16 protein-coding genes, 1 tRNA gene and 1 pseudogene are annotated in these 18,774 nt (G+C 68.1%); 12 read left to right on the top strand and 6 right to left on the bottom strand.

Features of this window, described 5'->3' with window-relative positions; genetic code table 11:
* The first annotated feature begins 16 nt into the window (after positions 1–16).
* The 6 genes from L1066_RS20725 to L1066_RS20700 all read left to right on the top strand — a co-directional run bounded on the left by L1066_RS20725 (position 17) and on the right by L1066_RS20700 (position 4,844).
* Positions 17–784: an SDR family NAD(P)-dependent oxidoreductase gene (locus L1066_RS20725; protein ID WP_235738156.1), complete on the top strand. Its 768-nt coding sequence runs from the start codon at positions 17–19 to the stop codon at positions 782–784.
* 53 nt (positions 785–837) lie between these two features.
* The gene (cysS, locus tag L1066_RS20720) at positions 838–2,244 is read left to right on the top strand and encodes a cysteine--tRNA ligase (protein ID WP_235738155.1); all 1,407 of its coding nucleotides are present in this window, start codon (positions 838–840) and stop codon (positions 2,242–2,244) included.
* Positions 2,244–3,191, top strand: a complete 948-nt coding sequence (gene rlmB, locus L1066_RS20715) for a 23S rRNA (guanosine(2251)-2'-O)-methyltransferase RlmB (RefSeq protein ID WP_235738153.1) — start codon at positions 2,244–2,246, stop codon at positions 3,189–3,191. Before cysS ends, rlmB begins: the two co-directional genes overlap by 1 nt.
* 3 nt (positions 3,192–3,194) lie before the next feature.
* Entirely contained in the window at positions 3,195–4,583 is a 1,389-nt protein-coding gene (locus tag L1066_RS20710) for a metallophosphoesterase family protein (protein WP_235738151.1), read from the top strand.
* The gene (locus L1066_RS20705) at positions 4,568–4,726 is read left to right on the top strand and encodes a hypothetical protein (RefSeq protein WP_235738149.1); all 159 of its coding nucleotides are present in this window, start codon (positions 4,568–4,570) and stop codon (positions 4,724–4,726) included. Before L1066_RS20710 ends, L1066_RS20705 begins: the two co-directional genes overlap by 16 nt.
* Before the next feature lie 46 nt (positions 4,727–4,772).
* Positions 4,773–4,844, top strand: a tRNA-Thr gene (locus L1066_RS20700).
* A gap of 32 nt (positions 4,845–4,876) precedes the next feature.
* Here L1066_RS20700 and pdxY read toward each other — a convergent pair.
* A complete protein-coding gene (gene pdxY, locus L1066_RS20695) occupies positions 4,877–5,728 on the bottom strand; it encodes a pyridoxal kinase PdxY (RefSeq protein ID WP_235738147.1) in 852 nt (283 codons plus the stop codon).
* A gap of 159 nt (positions 5,729–5,887) precedes the next feature.
* Between pdxY and L1066_RS20690 the strand changes: the two genes are divergently transcribed.
* Entirely contained in the window at positions 5,888–7,516 is a 1,629-nt protein-coding gene (locus L1066_RS20690; protein WP_235738141.1) for a GMC family oxidoreductase, read from the top strand.
* A complete protein-coding gene (locus L1066_RS20685) occupies positions 7,516–9,084 on the top strand; it encodes a succinic semialdehyde dehydrogenase (protein ID WP_235738138.1) in 1,569 nt (522 codons plus the stop codon). The genes L1066_RS20690 and L1066_RS20685 overlap by 1 nt, the downstream gene beginning before the upstream one ends.
* Before the next feature lie 99 nt (positions 9,085–9,183).
* On the opposite strand, the gene L1066_RS20680 is transcribed toward L1066_RS20685, so the two are convergent.
* Positions 9,184–9,978 carry a dioxygenase family protein gene (locus L1066_RS20680; protein ID WP_235738136.1) on the bottom strand — a complete coding sequence of 265 codons (795 nt, stop codon included), beginning with the start codon at positions 9,976–9,978 and terminating at the stop codon, positions 9,184–9,186.
* Between the two features lie 64 nt (positions 9,979–10,042).
* On the opposite strand from L1066_RS20680, the pseudogene L1066_RS20675 reads away from it, so the two are divergent.
* Positions 10,043–10,740: pseudogene (locus L1066_RS20675) on the top strand (uracil-DNA glycosylase).
* 36 nt (positions 10,741–10,776) lie between these two features.
* Here the strand turns inward: L1066_RS20675 and L1066_RS20670 are convergent.
* The 4 genes from L1066_RS20670 to L1066_RS20655 form a co-directional block, all read right to left on the bottom strand.
* Positions 10,777–11,262: a hypothetical protein gene (locus L1066_RS20670; protein ID WP_235738135.1), complete on the bottom strand. Its 486-nt coding sequence runs from the start codon at positions 11,260–11,262 to the stop codon at positions 10,777–10,779.
* 82 nt (positions 11,263–11,344) lie between these two features.
* On the bottom strand, positions 11,345–12,010 hold the full coding sequence (locus L1066_RS20665) for a hypothetical protein (protein ID WP_235738133.1): 666 nt from the start codon (positions 12,008–12,010) through the stop codon (positions 11,345–11,347).
* Positions 11,962–12,813: a pyridoxal phosphate-dependent decarboxylase family protein gene (locus L1066_RS20660; RefSeq protein WP_235738131.1), complete on the bottom strand. Its 852-nt coding sequence runs from the start codon at positions 12,811–12,813 to the stop codon at positions 11,962–11,964. Before L1066_RS20660 ends, L1066_RS20665 begins: the two co-directional genes overlap by 49 nt.
* Positions 12,810–14,174, bottom strand: coding sequence for an MFS transporter (locus tag L1066_RS20655; RefSeq protein ID WP_235738129.1), 1,365 nt, complete (start codon positions 14,172–14,174; stop codon positions 12,810–12,812). The genes L1066_RS20660 and L1066_RS20655 overlap by 4 nt, the downstream gene beginning before the upstream one ends.
* A gap of 366 nt (positions 14,175–14,540) precedes the next feature.
* Between L1066_RS20655 and L1066_RS20650 the strand changes: the two genes are divergently transcribed.
* The 3 genes from L1066_RS20650 to L1066_RS20640 are packed head-to-tail and all read left to right on the top strand — an operon-like array spanning position 14,541 to position 18,250.
* Positions 14,541–15,611: a MinD/ParA family ATP-binding protein gene (locus tag L1066_RS20650; RefSeq protein ID WP_235738128.1), complete on the top strand. Its 1,071-nt coding sequence runs from the start codon at positions 14,541–14,543 to the stop codon at positions 15,609–15,611.
* Between the two features lie 12 nt (positions 15,612–15,623).
* Positions 15,624–16,688, top strand: a complete 1,065-nt coding sequence (locus tag L1066_RS20645; protein WP_235738126.1) for a hypothetical protein — start codon at positions 15,624–15,626, stop codon at positions 16,686–16,688.
* A 47-nt stretch (positions 16,689–16,735) separates the two neighbouring features.
* Positions 16,736–18,250 (top strand): HNH endonuclease signature motif containing protein, encoded by a 1,515-nt coding sequence (locus L1066_RS20640; protein ID WP_235738124.1) that lies wholly within the window; start codon positions 16,736–16,738, stop codon positions 18,248–18,250.
* Positions 18,251–18,774 lie beyond the last annotated feature (524 nt).

Raw genomic sequence — 18,774 nt, 5'->3', positions numbered from 1 at the left:
GCGCCAGACTGCGTCCATGCAGACCGAATTCCCCACCACCGGCGCCGCACTCGTCATCGGCGGCAGCGGCGGCCTCGGTGCCGACATCGCCCGGCTCCTCGCCGAGCGGGGCAGCGCCGTCGCCCTCACCTACCGTCGTGGCAGCGATGCCGCAGCGCGCACCCTGGCCGACGTGACGGCGTACGGCGCGGGATCGAGCCACCAGCTCGACGTCACCTCCGCGGAGGGCGCGGCTCGCGTGGTCTCCGAGGTGATCGCGACTCACGGCGGAGTGCACACGTTGGTGCATGCCGCGGGTCCGCACGTGCCGATGGTGCACCTGTCGAAGGTGACCCCCGACGAGATGGCACAGCAACTGCGCGACGACACGCTCGGTTTCTTCACGGTCGTCCATGCCGCCCTGCCGGCGTTGCGCGAGTCGCAGGGATCGATCGTCGCGGTGACGACGGCGGGCACCGCCCGCCACCCCAAACGCGACGGTCTCTCCTCGGCGCCCAAGGCCGCGGTCGAGGCGCTCGTGCGTGGTCTCGCATCGGAGGAGGGACGCTTCGGCATCCGGGTCAACGCGGTCGGCCCGGGCATGTTGACCGACGGCATGGCCGAGCGGCTGATCGGTAGCGGCGACCTGGACGAAGAGGCCTTGGAGATCACCCGACGCAACATCCCGCTGTCGCGCTTCGGCCGGGCACGGGACATCTCCGAGGCGGTCTGCTTCCTCGCCTCGTCGCGCGCCGGATTCATCAGCGGGCAGAAGCTCGACGTCGACGGCGGCTACGGCGTCTGACCCCGGACGACGCGGGTTCGGGTCTGGCCACGGTTTCCACCTAGGATTGCCGAGTGACGCTCCGCATCCATGACTCTGCCACCCGCACCGTGCGCGACTTCGTGCCCCTGCGCGAGGGCGAGGTCAGCATCTATCTGTGCGGGCTGACCGTGCAGTCGGAGCCCCACGTCGGTCACATCCGCTCGGGTGTGAACTTCGACGTGCTCCAGCGCTGGCTGCGTGCGTCCGGTCACCGGGTGACCTTCATCCGCAACACCACCGACATCGACGACAAGATCCTCGCCAAGGCAGCCGACCAGGGACGTCCTTGGTACAACCTCGCCTACGAGATGGCGGCCGAGCTGGCCCGTGCCTACGGGCTGCTCAACGTCGCCCGGCCCACCTACGAGCCCAACGCCACGGGCCACGTGCCGGAGATGATCGAGCTCATCGAGCTGCTGATCGAGCGCGGTCATGCCTACGCTGCGGCCGACGGCTCCGGTGACGTCTACTTCGACGTCCGGTCGTGGCCGGCGTACGGCGAGCTGTCAGGACAGCGCGTCGACGACATGGAGGCGGCTGCCGACGCCGATCCGCGTGGCAAGCGCGACCCCCGTGACTTCGCGCTGTGGAAGGGCTGGAAGCAGGAGTCCGAGCCCCGCACCGCGTCCTGGGCGAGCCCGTGGGGCCGTGGCCGTCCCGGCTGGCACATCGAGTGCTCCGCCATGGCCGGCAAGTATCTCGGCGAGGCCTTCGACATCCACGGTGGTGGACTCGACCTCCGCTTCCCGCACCACGAGAACGAGCAGGCGCAGTCGCGCGCCGCCGGGCACGGTTTCGCCAACTACTGGATGCACAACGCGTGGATCACCACGGCTGGCGAGAAGATGAGCAAGTCGCTGGGCAACTCACTGCTGGTGCCCGAGGTGCTCAAACGAGTGCGGGCGATCGAGTTGCGCTTCTACATGGTGGCGGCCCACTACCGCTCCCACGTCGAGTTCTCCTTCGAGGCACTCGATGAAGCGGCGGCCGGGTTCCGGCGCATCGAACACTTCCTCGACCGAGCCCCCGCCGAGATCAGCGCCGAGCTTCCTGCGGCGTTCGTGGGCGCGATGAACGATGACCTGGCCACCCCGGCGGCCGTGGCCGTCATCCACGACCACGTGCGTGAAGGCAACAAGCTCCTCGGCGACGGTGATCGCGACGGCGCTGCAACGGTGGCGGGCAAGGTACGGGCCATGCTCGACGTCCTCGGCCTCGACCCGGCGGACCCGGCCTTCGCGACCGGTGGTGATGACGCCGACCTGGAGAGAGCGGTCGACGAGCTCATCGCCGGGTTGCTGGAGCAGCGTCAGGCGGCTCGCGCCGCCAAGGACTTCACCACTGCCGATGCGATCCGCGACCGGATCAAGGCGGCTGGCATCTCGATCGAGGACACCCCGTCCGGGGCCCAATGGAGCATCAACGGAGAGGGCCACTGATGGCCGGCAATTCCCAGCGCAAGGGCGCCATTCGCAAGAGCGGCAAGGGCAACCCGACGGCAGGATCCGGAGGCCGGGTCCGCCGTGGTCTGGAGGGCAAGGGCCCCACGCCCAAGGCCAAGGACCGTCCCTACCATCAGGCCCACAAGGCAGCCAAGCGCGTCGAGAAGGAGGGCGCGCGCCGACCCCGCAAGCCGTCGCGCGGCGGCGACTCCGAGTGGGTCGCCGGGCGCAACTCGGTCGTCGAGGCGCTGCGTTCGCACATGCCGGTGACCACGTTGTACGTCGCCGAGGGAGCCGAGCGCGACGGTCGGCTGCGCGAGGCATTCGAGCTGGCGGCCGAGCAGGGCATCAGCCTGCTGGAGGCGCCGCGCGCCGAGCTCGACCGGCTCACCGCGGGTGCGGTCCACCAGGGCCTCGCGGCGCGGATGCCAGCCTATGAGTACGCCCACCCCGACGACCTGCTCGCGTTGGCGGCGGAGCGGGGCGAGAAGCCGCTCATCGTGGCGCTCGACCAGGTCACCGACCCCCGCAACCTCGGCGCGATCATCCGCTCCGCGGGTGGTTTCGGTGCCCACGGCGTCCTGATCCCGGAGCGTCGTGCTGCGGGCATGACCGCGTCGGCGTGGAAGACCTCTGCGGGTGCCGCCGCTCGGGTTCCGGTGGCGCAGACGGTCAACCTGACCCGCCAGCTGAAGGCCTACCAGGAGGCCGGCTGCATGGTGGTCGGCCTGGCGGCAGACGGTGACGTGTCGCTGCCCGACCTCGAGCTGGCCACCGGTCCGCTCGTGCTCGTGGTGGGCTCCGAGGGCAAGGGCCTCGGACGTCTGGTCAGCGAGACCTGTGACCAACTCCTTTCCATCCCCATGGCTGCCGAACTCGAGTCGCTCAATGCCGGTGTCGCCGCGTCGATCGCTCTCTACTCGGTGGCGCAGGCCCGGAGCTGACGCATGACCTCGTGGTGGCGCCGGCCCCGGGTCCGTCAGGCCGCTCGCTACGGCCTGACGTGGTTCATCGTGGCTGTGCCGTTGTCGATCGTCTTCTTCTTCAACTCGTCGACGGTCGTCCCGGTCGCCTCGCACGACACCGTGGTGTCGCCGACGACGGACCGTTTCGTCACGGTGCACACCGGGCCCTACCTGCCGGACCTGCGGATGCCGTCGGACTCCTTCATCGGCGTCGACCTGCAACTGGGGAAGACCGAGGCAGCGACACCCGAAGCGATGGTGGAGCGCTACGCGTTCATCGCCAGCCAGCCGGATGCCCAGATCGACCACGTCAAGGATGCGTTGTTCCAACTGGCGTTGACGTCTGCCGGCCAGGCTGCGCTGGTGGCGTTGCTGCCGCCGATGCTGTGGTTGCTCATCGGCCGCGAGCGGCGCTATCAGCTGCTCGGGGGGACCTTCCTCAAGCGGATGATCACCGGCTGGTCGGCAGCCTTCGCCGTCGTGGCTCTGGTGGTGGTGCTGGGCGTCCGGCCCTGGGCCGACGACACGGCCATCCAGGCGAGGAACGTCGACTGGCAGACGTTGCCCGAGTTCCTGCCCACCCTCAACGTGCCCTCCGAGGCAGCGCGGGTCGAGGTGGCAGTGACCGCGACCAGCACCGGCAGCCGGAAGCTGCTGATGAGCGCGGTCGACACCTATGACCGCAGCAAGAACTTCTACAAGGCCGCGGTCGCGGCGGCCGAGGACGTCGTCGTCCGGGAGAAGCAGGAAGGCGAGACCGTCGCCGTCATCGTCTCCGACCGACACGACAACATCGGCATGGACAAGGTGATCCGTACGGTCGCCGACAACGCGGGTGCGACCGCCGTGCTCGACCTCGGTGACGACACGTCGACGGGTGAGGCCTGGGAGGCCTTCTCCCTCGACTCGCTCGACAGCGCGTTCAAGGACTACGACCGCTATGCAGTCCAGGGCAACCACGACCACGGCACCTTCGTGGGCACCTATCTGGAGCAGCGAGGCTGGAAGGGTGCCGAGCACGACGCGTTCGACGGCCCGGGCGGGATGCGGATGATCGCCCGCAACGACCCGCGCTCCAGCGGTCTCGGCACCTGGCGCGACGCGGTCGAGCAGACCGTCGGCGATGTCTCCGCCAGCATCGGCAACGTGGCCTGCGCCGAGGAGGAACGGGTCAACCTGGTGATGGTGCACGACGACGACATGGGCAGCGACGCACTTGCGCGTGGCTGTGCTGACCTCGTCATCGCCGGCCACGTGCACGTGCAGACCGGTCCTGACGAGATCACCGGCATCAACGGTCGGGTGGGCTACACCTACACCAACGGGACGTCCGGGGAGCGGCGTACGCCGTCGCGGTGGGGAGCAAGTTGAGGCGCTCTGCCCAGTTCACCCTCCTCACGATCCGCAACGGCCAGCCGTCGGGGTTGCAGAACGTCACGTTGCAGACGAACGGCCGTTTCGACGTCGACGACTGGGTGCCCCTGTCGGCGTTGACGACCACCGCGGACCTGTGAGCTCAACGCTCCGGTTAGGATTTGCTCGTCGCGGTCACCGCGATGCGCCGGTGTAGCTCAGTGGTAGAGCGCCTCTCTTGTAAAGAGGATGTCGCAGGTTCAAATCCTGTCTCCGGCTCCGACGGGATCAGGGGTCGAACGCTGCGGGCGTCAGCGGACCCGTGAGACCTGGAACTGCAGCCGCGGGTGCGCGTAGGCCTCCTGCGACTCCACCAGCAACAGCTCCTTCGAGCCGGCGTCGAGCGTGTTCTGCAGCAGGTCGAAGATGCTCGAGACGGTGCGGGCGAGGGCGTCGCCGGCATCGCCGCTGGACCGGTAGTGGGCGGTGAAGAGTGCTGCGGTCACGTCGCCGGAGCCGTTGGCCTTCATCGGCAGCAGGGGAGTCCGCACGATCCAGGCGCCGTCGGGGGTGACGGCGAGCATCTCGATGGTGTCGGCCGGGCGCTCGGCCTGCTCGACGCTGGTGACCAGCACCGTGCTCGGGCCCATCGCGCGAGCGGCGTCGGCTGCCTCGAGGATCTCGGCGAGGGTCCTTGGCTCGCGGTCTGTGAGGAAACCGAGTTCGAACTGGTTGGGCGTGATGATGTCGGCTGCCGGCACGACTCGTTCGCGCAGCAGGACCGGGATGGCGGGGTTGACGAAGCAGCCGCTCTTGGCGTTGCCCATCACGGGGTCGCAGGCGTAGACCGCATCGGGATTCGCCGCCTTCACCCGGGCGACCGCGTCGAGGATGACGTCACCGATCGCCTCGCCCCCCTGGTAGCCCGAGAGTACGACGTCGACCTCGGCGAGCGCGCCGCGTTCCTCGATGCCGGTGATCACGTCCCGCACGTCCTCCGCCGCGATCAGGGGACCGCGCCACGCGCCGTACCCGGTGTGGTTGGAGAAGTTCACCGTGTGGACCGGCCAGACCTCGTGACCGAGGCGCTGGAGCGGGAAGACCGCTGCGGAGTTGCCGACGTGGCCATAGGCGACCGAGGACTGGATGGAGAGCACCTTCACGCCGACAGTCTCCCACCGGCCCGGGCGAAGACGCGGCGCGGACCGGAAATCAGTTCCATACCGTCGGTCGGTATGTCTTGTAACCACAAAGTAGAACAAGTTACAGTTGGCGGGATTGGTGTGGGGTGTGCCACACCCGGGAGCTGGAGAGGTAGCAGCATGGCCAAGAAGCCCTACTCGAACGAGGCCGAATACGTCATCGTCGGTGCCGGGTCCGCGGGATGTGCCCTGGCCGGTCGCCTCGCCGAAGCCGGCAAGCAGGTGATCCTGATCGAGGCCGGTGGTCCCGACAAGTCGATCATGTTCAAGCGGCCCGGGATGATCACGATGATCCACAGCGAGCCGAAGCTGAAGAAGAAGTTCGACTGGGGCTACTACCTCAGCCCGCAGGAGCATGTGAACGACCGCCGCCTCGTCGCCACGCGCGGCAAGGTGATGGGTGGTTCCGGCTCGGTCAACGGCATGATCTACGTGCGCGGCAACAAGGAGAACTTCGACTCCTGGGAGGCCGAGGGCAACAAGGGCTGGGGCTATGCCGACGTCCTCAAGTCCTACAAGCGCATGGAGGACTGGGCCGGCCCCGCGAGCGACTACCGTGGCAAGGGCGGTCCGATCAAGGTTCTCGAGAACCCCGACATCTGCGACGCGGCCAAGACGTTCATCGAGGCCGGTGCCTCGGCGCTGGGCGTGCCGGTCAACCCCGACTACAACGGGGCGAGCCAGGATGGCATGCACGTCATCCAGGAGAACACCAGCAAAGCGATCCGATTCAGCTCCTCGCGCGGCTATCTGACCGGGCAGGAGCTGCCGACGCTCGAGGTGCAGCAGGGCGGCACGGTCTCCCGTGTGGTCATCGAGGGCGGCCGGGCGACGGGCGTCGAGGTCATCGAGGAGGGCGGTCAGCGCCGCATCGTGAAGGCGCGCACCGAGGTGATCCTCGCCGCTGGCGCCTTCGGCTCCCCGCAGATCCTGATGCTCTCCGGGATCGGTCCGGCCGGGCACCTGCGCGGCCACGGCATCGACGTCGTCGCGGACCTGCCGGTCGGTGACAATCTGCACGACCACCTGTTCGTGCCGATGACCTACTCGGTCGACAACTCGCCGCACCGCAGCACGCCGTTCTACTTCGGCAAGGGCATCCTCAAGGATCGTTTCAAGCCGGGCTCGAACTTCCTGGCGCACTCGGTCTTCGAGGCGGGTGCCTTCCTGCACACCTCCCTGTCGCAGTCGACCGCTCCCGACCTGCAGCTCTTCGCCATCCCGTGGTCCTACCCGCCCTTCCAGGACGAGCCGGTGCGGCTCAGCCCCGACAAACGCCCCTCGCTGTCGGCCTTCTCCACGCTGATCCGGCCGAAGTCGCGCGGCACGGTGCGCCTGGCCAGTGCGGACCCGCTCGCAGCGCCGATCATCGACCCGAAACTGCTTTCCGAGCCCGACGACCTGAAGGTGCTGCTCGAGGGCGTCGAGATGATCCGCGCGATCATGGCCGACTCCGCGATCGCCAAGCACGTCAAGGAGGAATACGAGCCCGGACCGTCCTACACCGGCGACAAGCTCAAGGACGAGGTGCTGCGACGTGTCAGCACCGTCTACCACCCGGTCGGCTCGGTACGCATGGGCGTCGACGAGCGAGCCGTGGTCGACCCGGAGCTCAAGGTCCGTGGCGTCGAAGGCCTGCGCGTCGCCGACGCCTCGATCATGCCGTCCATCATCGGCGGCAACACCAACGCGCCGTCGATGATGATCGGCGACATGGCCGGCGCGATCGTGCTTGGGCAGGAACTCTGATGACCGTCACCGAACTGAAGCGTCCCACCTCCGTCACGCCGGAGTTCCTGCAGAAGCTGGTCTCCCGGGTGCCGGGAACGACCGGCAACACCTGGAAGCTCACCGAGGTCTACACCGGTGACGTGCTGGTTGAGCTGCCCCAGTCGTCGCCCGAAGACATCGAAGCCGCTTTCGCAGCCTCCCGTCGGGCGCAGAAGGCCTGGGCGGCCACGCCGCTCAAGCAGCGCCTCAAGGTCTTCAAGAAGTTCCACTCGCTGGTGCTCCAGCGCAACGAGACGATCGTCGACCTGATCCAGGTCGAGTCGGGCAAGGCCCGGCGGATGGCGTTCGAGGAGACCCTCGACGTACCCATGGTCACCGGCTACTACCTCAAGCGTGCAGCCAAGGTGCTCGCCACCAAGAAGCACGCGGGGCCGGTGCCGGTCGTCTCCTCGTCGCAGGAGGTGCGGATCCCGAAGGGGGTCATCGGCATCATCGCGCCGTGGAACTTCCCCTTTGCCACCGGCATCTCCGACGCGATCCCGGCGCTGATCGCCGGCAACGGAGTGGTGGTCAAGCCCGACAACAAGACGGCGCTCTCGCCGCTCTTCGGCGTCCAGTTGCTGGAGGAGGCTGGCCTGCCCAAGGGCCTCTTCCAGGTGGTCTGCGGGGAGGGCCCCGACGTGGGGCCGACCTTGATCGACAACGCCAACTACGTGATGTTCACCGGCTCCACCAACACCGGGCGCGTGATCGGTGAGCGGGCCGGCCGCAACCTCATCGGTGCCTGCCTCGAGCTCGGCGGCAAGAACCCGATGATCGTGCTGCCCGACGCCGACCTCGACGACACGGTCAAGGGTGCACTCTTCGGTGCTTTCGGCAACACCGGCCAGATCTGCATGCACATCGAGCGGATGTACATCCATGACTCGATCTACGACGACTTCAAGGCGCGCTTCAAGGCAGCCGCCGAGAAGCTGGTCGTGGGGGCGGCGTACGACTTCGGTCCCAACGTGGGCTCGCTGATCAGTGTCGACCACAAGGACCGCGTGGCCTCGCACGTCGCGGATGCCGTCGAGAAGGGCGCGACCGTCGTGACCGGTGGCAAGGAGCGCCCCGACCTCGGGCCGGCGTTCTTCGAGCCGACGATCCTTGAGGGGGTCACCAAGGAGATGCTGGCCGGCGTGACCGAGACCTTCGGCCCGGTCGTGGCGCTGCACCGCTACCAGACCGAGGACGAGGCCATCGGGCTCGCCAACGACACCGACTACGGCCTCAATGCCAGCGTCTGGGGTTCGGATCTCGACAACGCGATCCGGGTCGGCAAGCGCATCGAATCGGGCAACGTCAACATCAATGACATCCTCGCGACGGCCTACGCGTCGAAGGGCACGCCGTCAGGTGGCGTCAAGCAGTCTGGCGTCGGCGCTCGCCACGGCGACCAGGGCCTGCTGAAGTACACCGACTGCCAGAACGTCGGCATCCTCAAGAAGCAGGTCATGCAGGTCCCCGACGACAAGCCCTTCGAGAAGAACGTCGAGGAGCAGATCAAGGGCCTGGGCATCATGCGCAAGCTCGGGATCCGCTGACCCGCCTCCGTCTTTCTTGGAGGATCGTCCCTAACAGATTTGTAGATTTCTGGCTGGAAAACTACAAATCTGTTAGGGACGATCGGTGATTTCAGGGGGTCAGGCGACCTGGAGCGAGCGCTTGGACAGCCCCATCCAGAACCCGTCGACCAGTTGGTCGGCGGGTTCGTCGCTCTTGGTGGCCACGCCGAGGGTGATGAAGAGCGGGCTGTAGTGCTCGACGGTCGGGTGGGCGTAGGGCATGCCCGGGGCGCGTTGCTTGAATTGGGCGAGCTCATCGACGTCGCCCTTGCTGATCGCCTCGGCGGCCCAGAGGTCGAACTCCTTCGACCAGGTCGGGGCCTTGGCGTCGAGCGACCAGTCGGTGAGGAACGGCAGGCCGTGGGTCAGGAAGCCCGAGCCGATGACGAGAATGCCCTCGTCGCGCAGGGCGCGCAGGCGCATGCCGATGCCGAGCAGTTTGTAGGGATCGTGCGTGGGCAGCGACATCTGTACGACGGGGATGTCGGCGGCGGGGTACATGATCTTCAGCGGCACCCAGGCGCCGTGGTCGAGACCGCGGGAGGTGTGCTGGTGGACCGGCTCGGTCCTGGGCATGAGTGAGGCGACCTTGGCAGCGAGCGCCGTGGAGTCCGGCGTCGTGTAGGTCATCCGGTAGTACTTCTCTGCGAATCCTCCGAAGTCATAGACGAGGGGCGCCTCGGAAGCAGTGAGGCTCAGCGGGGCCGACTCCCAGTGGGCGCTCACGATCAGGATCCCCTTCGGGCGGGGGAGGCGAGCGGCCCAGGCAGCCAGCTGGCCCGACCACAGTGGGTCATCGAGCAACGGAGGTGCTCCGTGACCGATGTAGAGAGCGGGCATCCGGTCGCTGGGGGTGGGGGTCGTCTCGGCCATGACTCCATGATGCCTCATTTTGATTGAAACTTCAACCATGGAGGAGAGGTTCTAGGCTCTCCCCATGAGCACGCTTGCCGATCTGGTGGAGAAGGGCCTCGTGGCCGCGGACTGGGCCGAGGCGTTGGCGCCAGTCGAGGAACAGATCGCACGCATGGGCGTCTTCCTCCGCGAAGAGATCGCGGCCGGGCACGACTACCTGCCGCGCGGTGACCAGATCCTGCGCGCGTTCCAGCGCCCGCTTTCCGAGGTGAAGGTGCTCGTCGTGGGCCAGGACCCCTACCCGACCCCCGGCCATCCCATCGGTTTGAGCTTCGCGGTGGGCGCCGACGTACGCCCGCTGCCGCGCAGCCTGACGAACATCTACCAGGAGTTGCGCACCGACCTGGGCATCGAGACGCCGGCGCACGGTGACCTCTCCGCATGGGCCGATCAGGGCGTCATGTTGCTCAACAGGTCACTGACCGTGCGTCCAGGCGCTCCGGCGTCGCACCGCGGGAGGGGTGGGAACCCGTGACCGAGCAGGCGATCACTGCTCTCGCCAAGCGTGGCGGGCCGCTCGCCGCGATCCTCTGGGGGCGCGATGCGCAGTCGCTCAAGCCGATGCTCGGGCCGATCCCGTGGGTCGAGTCGGCGCACCCCTCGCCGCTCTCGGCCTCTCGTGGCTTCTTCGGGTCGCGGCCCTTCAGCCGCATCAACCGGTTGTTGGAGGAGCAGGGCGGTACGCCGGTCGACTGGCGGTTGGCGCCCGGGGTGGCGTGAGGCCTGACTGCAGGTTCGCGGGATCCGGGCAGCGGATCAGCGCTTCCTGGCCTTGAGCTTGACCCAGTACGGCGGGTCACCGAGTCGACTGGCGCAGTTGGCGAAGTCGACCGAGAGACGGCCCGACACCTTGCCCCGCTTCTTGAACGAGAGCTTGACCCGCCCCGTGAAGGTGTAGGACTCGCCGTCCACCTTGTATTTCGTCTTCCACGACTTGTCGATCTTGTTCCTCTTGATCTTGGCCTTGGGCATCGTGAAGACGACGGGAAGCTGGGTGTAGGTGGATGGGTAGGTGTAGCAGTGGACCCAGACGCGGCCCTTGAGCTTCACCACCCGCCGCCCCTTGACCGTGAACCTCACGTATTCCTTCTTGCTCGGTTTCCCGGCATCCAGGACGTTGCCGGCGTACTTGCCGGGCTGGGCGCGCTGCGCTGCGGCTGCGGGGCCGGTTGGTGTCACCAGGGTGAGAGCGAGCAGGAGCGCCAGTGTGCAGCTCAAGCGGTGTGGACGGTGATGAGCCATGGTGATTCTCCTCGGTGACGGACTGCTGCAGGATCACCGTACATTTCTGAAGGTTCGCGTGTTCTGAGTGAAGGTTCGCGGGTCAGGGGCGCTGGAGGCGGTCGAGGAAGGCGATGAGGAGCGCCTCTCGCATGGCCGGGGCGGCGACGTCGAGGAGGGCGTTGATCTCGGCCATCCGGCTGGGCAACTGCAGGCTGGCGGATCCGTCCGGGCCGCCTTCGACGCCCGCTGCGTCGGCACGGCCTTCGGTCCCGGCGCCACCGAGGAGGCCGGAGGCAGCGAGGAGGCCGTCGAAGTCGGCGTCGGTCAGGGCGGTCGGGTCGAGGGCCTCGATGAAGGCGACCACGTCGGGGTCGACCTGCACCGGTCCGGCGGCCACGGCGCGCTCAACCGCAGCCCGCAGGGCCGCGAGGAAGTCGTCGACCCCGCTGAGGGTGGCAGCGCTCACCGACAGGTGGACGGTGGCGGGGTGCCCGGCGAAGGCCATCTGCGGCTGCACGTACCACTTGGCGGTCGCCAACTCGTCGCAGATCGTGAAGGGGTCGCAGGTCTCGTCACAGGAGAAGGCGATGAGCGTGGAGTCGGGCGTCGCGACCAGCGACAGCGCGGGGATGTCGGCGACGCCGGCAACGATCCGATCGACGGCCTCGAGTACGTCGGCAGTCAGTGTCCGGTAGCCCTCGTGGCCCAGACGCTGGGTCACCGCCCAGGCACCGGCGAGCGGGCCGCCCGACTTCGTGGACTGCATCGTCGAGTTGAGCATCGTGTAGCCCGGCCATGCAGCGCTGGCGAAGTATTGCGGCTTCCGCAGTGACGGATCACGGTGCAGCAGCAGCGAGACCCCTTGGGCGCGTAGCCGTACTTGTGGAGGTCGACCGAGATCGACGTGACCCCCTCGACAGCGAACGTCCACGGCGGTACGTCGCGCCCCAGCCGTGCCTTGTAGGGCAGCACCCAGCCACCGATGCACGCGTCCACGTGGCAGCGGATGCCATGCTCCTGGGCGAGTGATGCGATCTCGGTGACCGGGTCGATGACCCCGTGGGCGTACGACGGAGCGCTCGCCACGACGAGCACGGTGCGGTCGTCGACGGCTGCTGCCATGGCGGCGACATCGGCGCGGAAGTCGTCACCGACCGGCACGATCACCGGCTCGACGCAGAAGTAGTGCGCGGCCTTGTGGAAGGCAGCGTGTGCCGTCGCTGGGATGACCATCGTCGGACGGTCGATGTCGGGCCGCGAGTCGCGCGCACCCTGCACGGCGAGCAGCACCGACTCCGTGCCGCCCGAGGTCACCGACCCGACGACCGTGTCGGGGGCATCGAGCAGCGGGGCGGCGAAGCGGACCAGGTCGTTCTCCATCGTCAGCAGCGACGGGAAGGCCGTCGGGTCGAGCCCGTTGGAGCCGGCGTAGGCCGCCACGGCAGCGCGGCCGAGCGTATCGACCTCGGCGAGGCCGGAGTCGTACACGTAGGCGAGCGTGCGACCGCCCAGCACGGGCAGGTCTGCTTCCTGCAGCTTGGCCAGCCGGGCCAGGACGTCGGAGTTCACAGGGCCTCCTCGATGGAGCGGTCGGGGTGAACGGGGTCGGGATCGTGCGTGTCGCGATAACGCGACAGCCACCACAGGGACAACAGGATGAGGGCGGCCGGCAGCAGCGACATCCCGAGGACGATCGCGGTGACGGCGGAGTCGGGTTGGTCGGCGCCTCCCGAGGTGGACGAGCGGTAGTCACCCAGGGCGAGCAGCACGGCGAAGACACCCGGTCCGGCAGCCAGGCCGAGGGTCTCACCCGCGGTCCAGATGCCGGTGAAGACGCCGATCCGGTTCTCGCCGTGGAGTCGCGCGTCGGTGGCGGCGACATCCGGCAGCATCGCCATCGGGAAGACCTGCGCACCGGTGTAGCCGACGCCGACCACGCCGACCGCGACGAACACCACCCAGTTCGGCGCCCACAGCGCCGAGAAGACGAACACGGCACCGGTGGCCAGTACCAGTGACGACGTCAGGTAGCCGCGGCGCTTGCCGAAGCGCGTCCCGAACCGTGCCCACACGGGAGTCAGCACCAGCGCTGGCCCGACGAAGCAGATGAAGAGCACCGTCGCGGCCCCCGTCTTCTCCAGCACGTCGCCGGCCAGGTAGTCGACGCCGGCGAGCATCGCCCCGACGGCGAGCGCCTGGACGATGAACGTCGTCAATAGCAGCCGGAAGTCACGCACCTTGGCGACGATCCGCAGCTGGTCGCGCAGGCCAGCTTGGCCCGCGGAGACCGCCGGGTACGTCGGGGCGCGAGTGCCGACGTACGTGCCGATCACGCCGACGAGGATGAGCGCCGCCATCAGCACGCCCATCACGCGGTAGCCGTCGCGGCCGCCGATTGCGTCGCGGATCGCGGGGGCACTGGCGCCGGCGAGCAGGATCGTGAAGGCGAGCACGGCGACCCGGGACGACATCATCCGGGTGCGCTCGTCGTAGGAGGAGGTGAGCTCCGCAGGCATCGCGACGTAGGGGACCTGGAAGAAGGCGTAGGCCGATGCGCAGGCGAGGAACGCCACCAGCACCCAGAGGGCGTCGGCAGTGGAGGAGCCGAGCTCGGGCCCCGCGAAGATCACCGCGAACGTGATCGCGAGGGTGATGCCTCCGCGCAGCAGCCAGGGGCGGCGGGGTCCGCGCGGGTCGACGGTGCGGTCGCTGATGCGGCCAGCGATCGGGTTGAGGATGACGTCCCACGCCTTCGGCAGGAAGACGATCACGCCGGCCCAGAGCGCAGCGACGCCAAGCTGGTCGGTGAGGAACGGCAGCAGCATCAGTCCGGGCACCGTCCCGAAGGCGCCCGTGGCCACCGAGCCGGTGGCGTAGCCGAAGCGGGTACGCCGCGAGAGTGTGGTGGGCGCCACCCCTGTCGAGGTCATGGGGGCAGCGTAGTCGGACGCGTGACCAAGTAGCAGACAACGAGGTCGTGGGTTTTGCCGAGCGTCGTGGTGGGTACGCGCGCCACGCAGGCGTGTCCTACTCGGGGAGGCGCCACGTCGTGCGAGGAGCACCATGTCGCAGCACCCGCCGGAGAATCCGCCCACTCATCCCGGCGCCGGCCGTCACAGCACGCAAGGGCAGCAGATGTGGGAGGTGCAACCGGGCCCCGTGGCCGATGCGCCACGGCCGGAAGGTGAGGTGCCGGCCGAGCAGCTGGACGTGTTGAAGATGAGCACCCAGTCGACGCCGCGAGACACTCCTGCGCAACCCGAGGCGCCCCAGGGGCCGGCGCAACAGTGGGACCCGTGGACTGGGCAGCCGATCGCTCCCGTCCAGCCGGTGCCGGAGCAGCCCTACGTGCCTCAGCGCATGGCGCAGCCCCGCAGCAGTATCTCGAACAGCCGCCGGCCCCTCCGGCCGCACCTCCCGCCCCGGAGCCGTTGCCCACGGCGCAGGACTTCCTCCAGGGTCGCCACCGGTCGATCGACCACGGTCCCGCGACCTGGGGCTGGCGCGGCAAGCTCCGCAGGGCAACGTTCGGCCTCGTCAAGCCGAAGATGGGCCCGAAGGAACGGGCCCACCGGGAGGCGCGCGCCGCCGTACAACGTTCCTTCTCGGGGCCACGCACGATCGTCTTCGCCAATCCGAAGGGCGGAGCGGCCAAGACCACGAGTGTGCTGGCTGCGGGTTTCACGTTCGGCACGGTGCGCGGCGGCGGTGTGGTCGCGTGGGACAACAACGAGACCCGCGGCACCCTCGGCATCCGTGGTGAGCAGGCCAACCACCAGAACACGACGCGCGAGCTGCTCGATGACCTCGAGCGGTTCAGTGACGTCTATGAGTCGCGCATCGGGGACCTCGGGGCGTTCGTGCGCAGCCAGGGCGACGCCCACTTCGACGTGCTTGCCTCCGACGAGCGGGCCGACGTCACCGGCACGATCAAGGCGCGTGACTTCTCTGCTGTGCACCGGTTGCTGGAGCGCTTCTACCACCTGATCCTCGTCGACACCGGCAACAACCTGCGTGCGGAGAACTGGCTGGCAGCCGCTGAGACAGCCGACCTGATCGTGGTCACCTGCACGGTCCGTGAAGACACCGGCTACAGCGGACTGTGGATGCTCGACGCGTTGGCGGATGCGGGTTATCAGGACCTCTTCAACCGCACCGTGACGGTGTTGGCCGACCCGTCGCCCAACGTGGATGCGCAACTGGCCAAGGACCTCGTCGAGGTCTATGGCAAGCGCACCCGCGGTGTCTTCCGGATCCCCTACGACCCGGCACTGGTGGCCGGCTCGGTGCTGCACTACGACCAGCTGTCGGAGGAGACGAGGAGCGCGTGGCTGCAGGCCTGCGCTGAGATGTCGCGGGCGCTCTGACGTGGAGGTTGCGTGACCGGGAAACGTGCGCCGGAGAAGGTGCCGGCGGAATTGGTCCTGCTCGTCTTCGTGCGTGATGGCAAGGCCCTCCTGCTGCGGGGCCCGCATGACCGCGTGGCTTCTCTGCCCCACGAGGTGATCCGGTCCGGTGAGACCAGCAAGGAGGCCGGTCGCCGTTTCGCCAAGAACCTGCTCGGTGTCGACGTCAAGGTGAAGGTCGTCGGTGAGTACCGGATGACACTCGGCGACCTCGGCGCCCGGAGGGTTGCCGTGGTCACGGCCCGAACGCTCGAAGACCTCGGCGCGACCACCCACGGGGAAATGTTCGAGTGGCACTCGGTTGGGGTGGGTGCGGAGAAGAACACCGTCTCGGCATCGTTCAGCAACGAAGTGGCGCTGACGGCGTTGCGTGACGAGGTCGAGACGCGTGGCGGTGCCTACCGAGGACCCACGCCGTGGACACCCGTGCGGCGAGCGAGCCTGTGGTTGCTCGGGCTCGGCGCCTTGGTGGGCGCGGTATTCCTGGGGATAGACATCGGGGTGTTCTGGGACCACCACCGGCTGACCACCATCGACGTCCACAAGGCTTACGAATACGGCTACTTCGGAGAGAGGTACGGGCGGGAGTTCCCGCGTCCTCCCCGCGGCATCGAGGGCCTGATGTACAGCGCGGTGATGGTTCCCTGGATGGTCGGCGTGGGCGTGGCTTGGGTCTTCGTCCGCCAGGCACGCCTGGCCCGGGTGCGCGGCTACGGATGGATGCTCGCCGGGCTGGTCTTCACCGGCACCCGATCCTCTACCACGGTGACACGTGGTTCACCTTGCTCACCGCCGGGCTCGCCCTGGCCTGCCTGCTGGCCTGTGTCGTTGCTCGTATCAGTCGACGAGCGCGAGCCACCCCTCCGCCGTTGGTCGAGCCTGTCGAGACCCCTCGCGCCGCCCACCCCCGGAGGTCGAGCCTGTCGAGACCCCTCGCGCCGCCCACCCCGCTGGTCGAGCCTGTACTCCGTTGGTCGAGCTTGTCGAGACCTCGTTCCGGCAGCGCGGCAGCCCGGGTGGTGGTTGTCCACAGGTTGAGTTCGTGATCGCCGGGTTGTGTCGGAGCCAAATGTTGGACTGGTTTCATGATTGAAATCGACGCCCGCCACCAGCCGTACGAGGTCTCTGACCTCGATGGCGGGACCCTGCTCGGCTTCCTCGCCGAGAACCGGATCGTCGAGCTGAAAGCCATCCGCAGCAAACTCCGCCTCGCCTACCAGTGGGCGATCATGCACCCGCCGTCTCCGGAGCACCCGAAGGCGGTGGTGGGTGACGAGACCCTGTTTCCCACCGACTGTGAGGACAGGATCTCGGGTGACGGCACCCCCGACATCGCCCTGTTCGCGGTCGAGGAACTCGCCGCATCGGCCGGGATGTCGCGTGCTGCTGGGTTCTCCCTGGTCGCCGACGCGTTGGACCTGGTGCACCGGTTGCCTCTGTTGTGGGCGAAGGTCGAGGCCCTGGAGGTGCCGGGGTGGAACGCCCGTCGCGTCGCCCTCCTCACCAGGAAACTGTCCTATGAGGCGGCACGGTGGTTCGACGACCACCTCGCCGCCACCGGCCTCACCGGGTGGCCGACGATTGAGAAGTGGTTGGCGATGGCGATCGCCAAGTTCCACCCCGACCTCGTCAAAGACCCCGCCATGCCGAGGGGGAAGGCTGATTGGGGTGTGTGGCTGCACCACCCCCACGCCGGACACGAAGAAGGAGCCGGCGGTGTTGCAGGAACCTCGGAGCTCCAAGCTGTTGGTGACTCGCTGGATCTCACCCGGTTCCTGGACCTCCTCAACCACGAAGCCGAAACCCTGCGGCGTCTGGGCGACACCGACACAGTGAACCAGCGTCGTGCGAAGGCGATCGGACGGCTCACCGACGACACCGACCAACCCACCCTCGACTACACCACCCTCATTGATGACGACAGCGAGAACGGCACCGGCAGCGCCTCGTCCGCCGTTGTGGCGGCGGGTGGCGAGTCGGTGCTGGGCAACCCGGTGCTGGGCGAGCCGGGGGTCGGGGTGAAGCCGGGTCGGTTGGTGACGACACCGGGGCCGTTCGGACGTCGGCGTGGGTTGCGGGTGATGGCCCACGTCAACCTTGCGGACCTGTTCGCGTTGGGCCTCGACCCCCACGAGTTGGGGTTGGACGGCGACGGGATCACGTCCACCGACCGGTTGGGGCAGGTCCTCACCAGCCAACTACGAGGCTGGATCACCCGTCACGGTTCGCTTGCGACCATCACCCCGGTCGTGGATTTGAACCGCACCGATGCGGTGGATCGTCATGATCCACCCGAATGGATGGACACCCTCGTCCGACTACGTGACCCACACTGTGTGTATCCCAACTGTGAACGCTCCAGCTGGGACGCCGACCTCGACCACATCGACCCCTACCAACCACCCGGTGAGGGTGGCCCACCCGGACAAACCCGCCCCGAGAACCTGGCGCCGTTGTGTCGACGTCACCACCTGATGAAAACCCACGGTAGGTGGCGTTATCGCCGGGCCAGGGACGGAACGTATATCTGGACCAGCCAGCACGGCAGGACCTGGCTGGTCACACCCCAAGGCACCCACGACACCACCGCCACCCGCTGAGCTCAGCTGAGCACCACCGGGTCACAAACAGCGCCTGCCGAACAGCACCACCCGCCCACCCCGGGAGAACACACGCTCTCCCGGGGCACAGGCACGCCCACCACACCGACCAGAGGGGGCGGGGGTCTCGACAAGCTCGACCGGCGGGGATGCCATGGGTTCGAGAACAGGATCCCGGTGGTCGAGCCTGTCGAGACCTTGCCCCGCGGATCAGAGCTGGTCTCGACAAGCTCGACCGACGACGCACGGGCTCGACCAGCGGGGGTGCGGCAAGGTCTCGACAGGCTCGACCAACGACGTACAGGTCGACCAAACGGCGCACAGGCTCGAGCAACGGGGTGCGGCAATGGTCTCGACAAGCTCGACCGGCGGGGCACAGGGACGCGGTGGGACGTCCGGGGTTGCCGACGGAGCGTCAAGGGGCTTGGCCGCGGCGGGCGCCCACCCAACGCAACCCACCCAAAAAGCCGCGCTCACGACGCGCCGCCCCAGCGACGGAGGCTGCCCCGGACGGCACGGCCCGG

The organism is Nocardioides alcanivorans (genome assembly GCF_021555175.1).
In the GTDB taxonomy this organism is placed as follows: Bacteria; Actinomycetota; Actinomycetes; order Propionibacteriales; family Nocardioidaceae; genus Nocardioides; species Nocardioides alcanivorans.
This window is presented reverse-complemented; position numbering and strand designations above follow the sequence as displayed.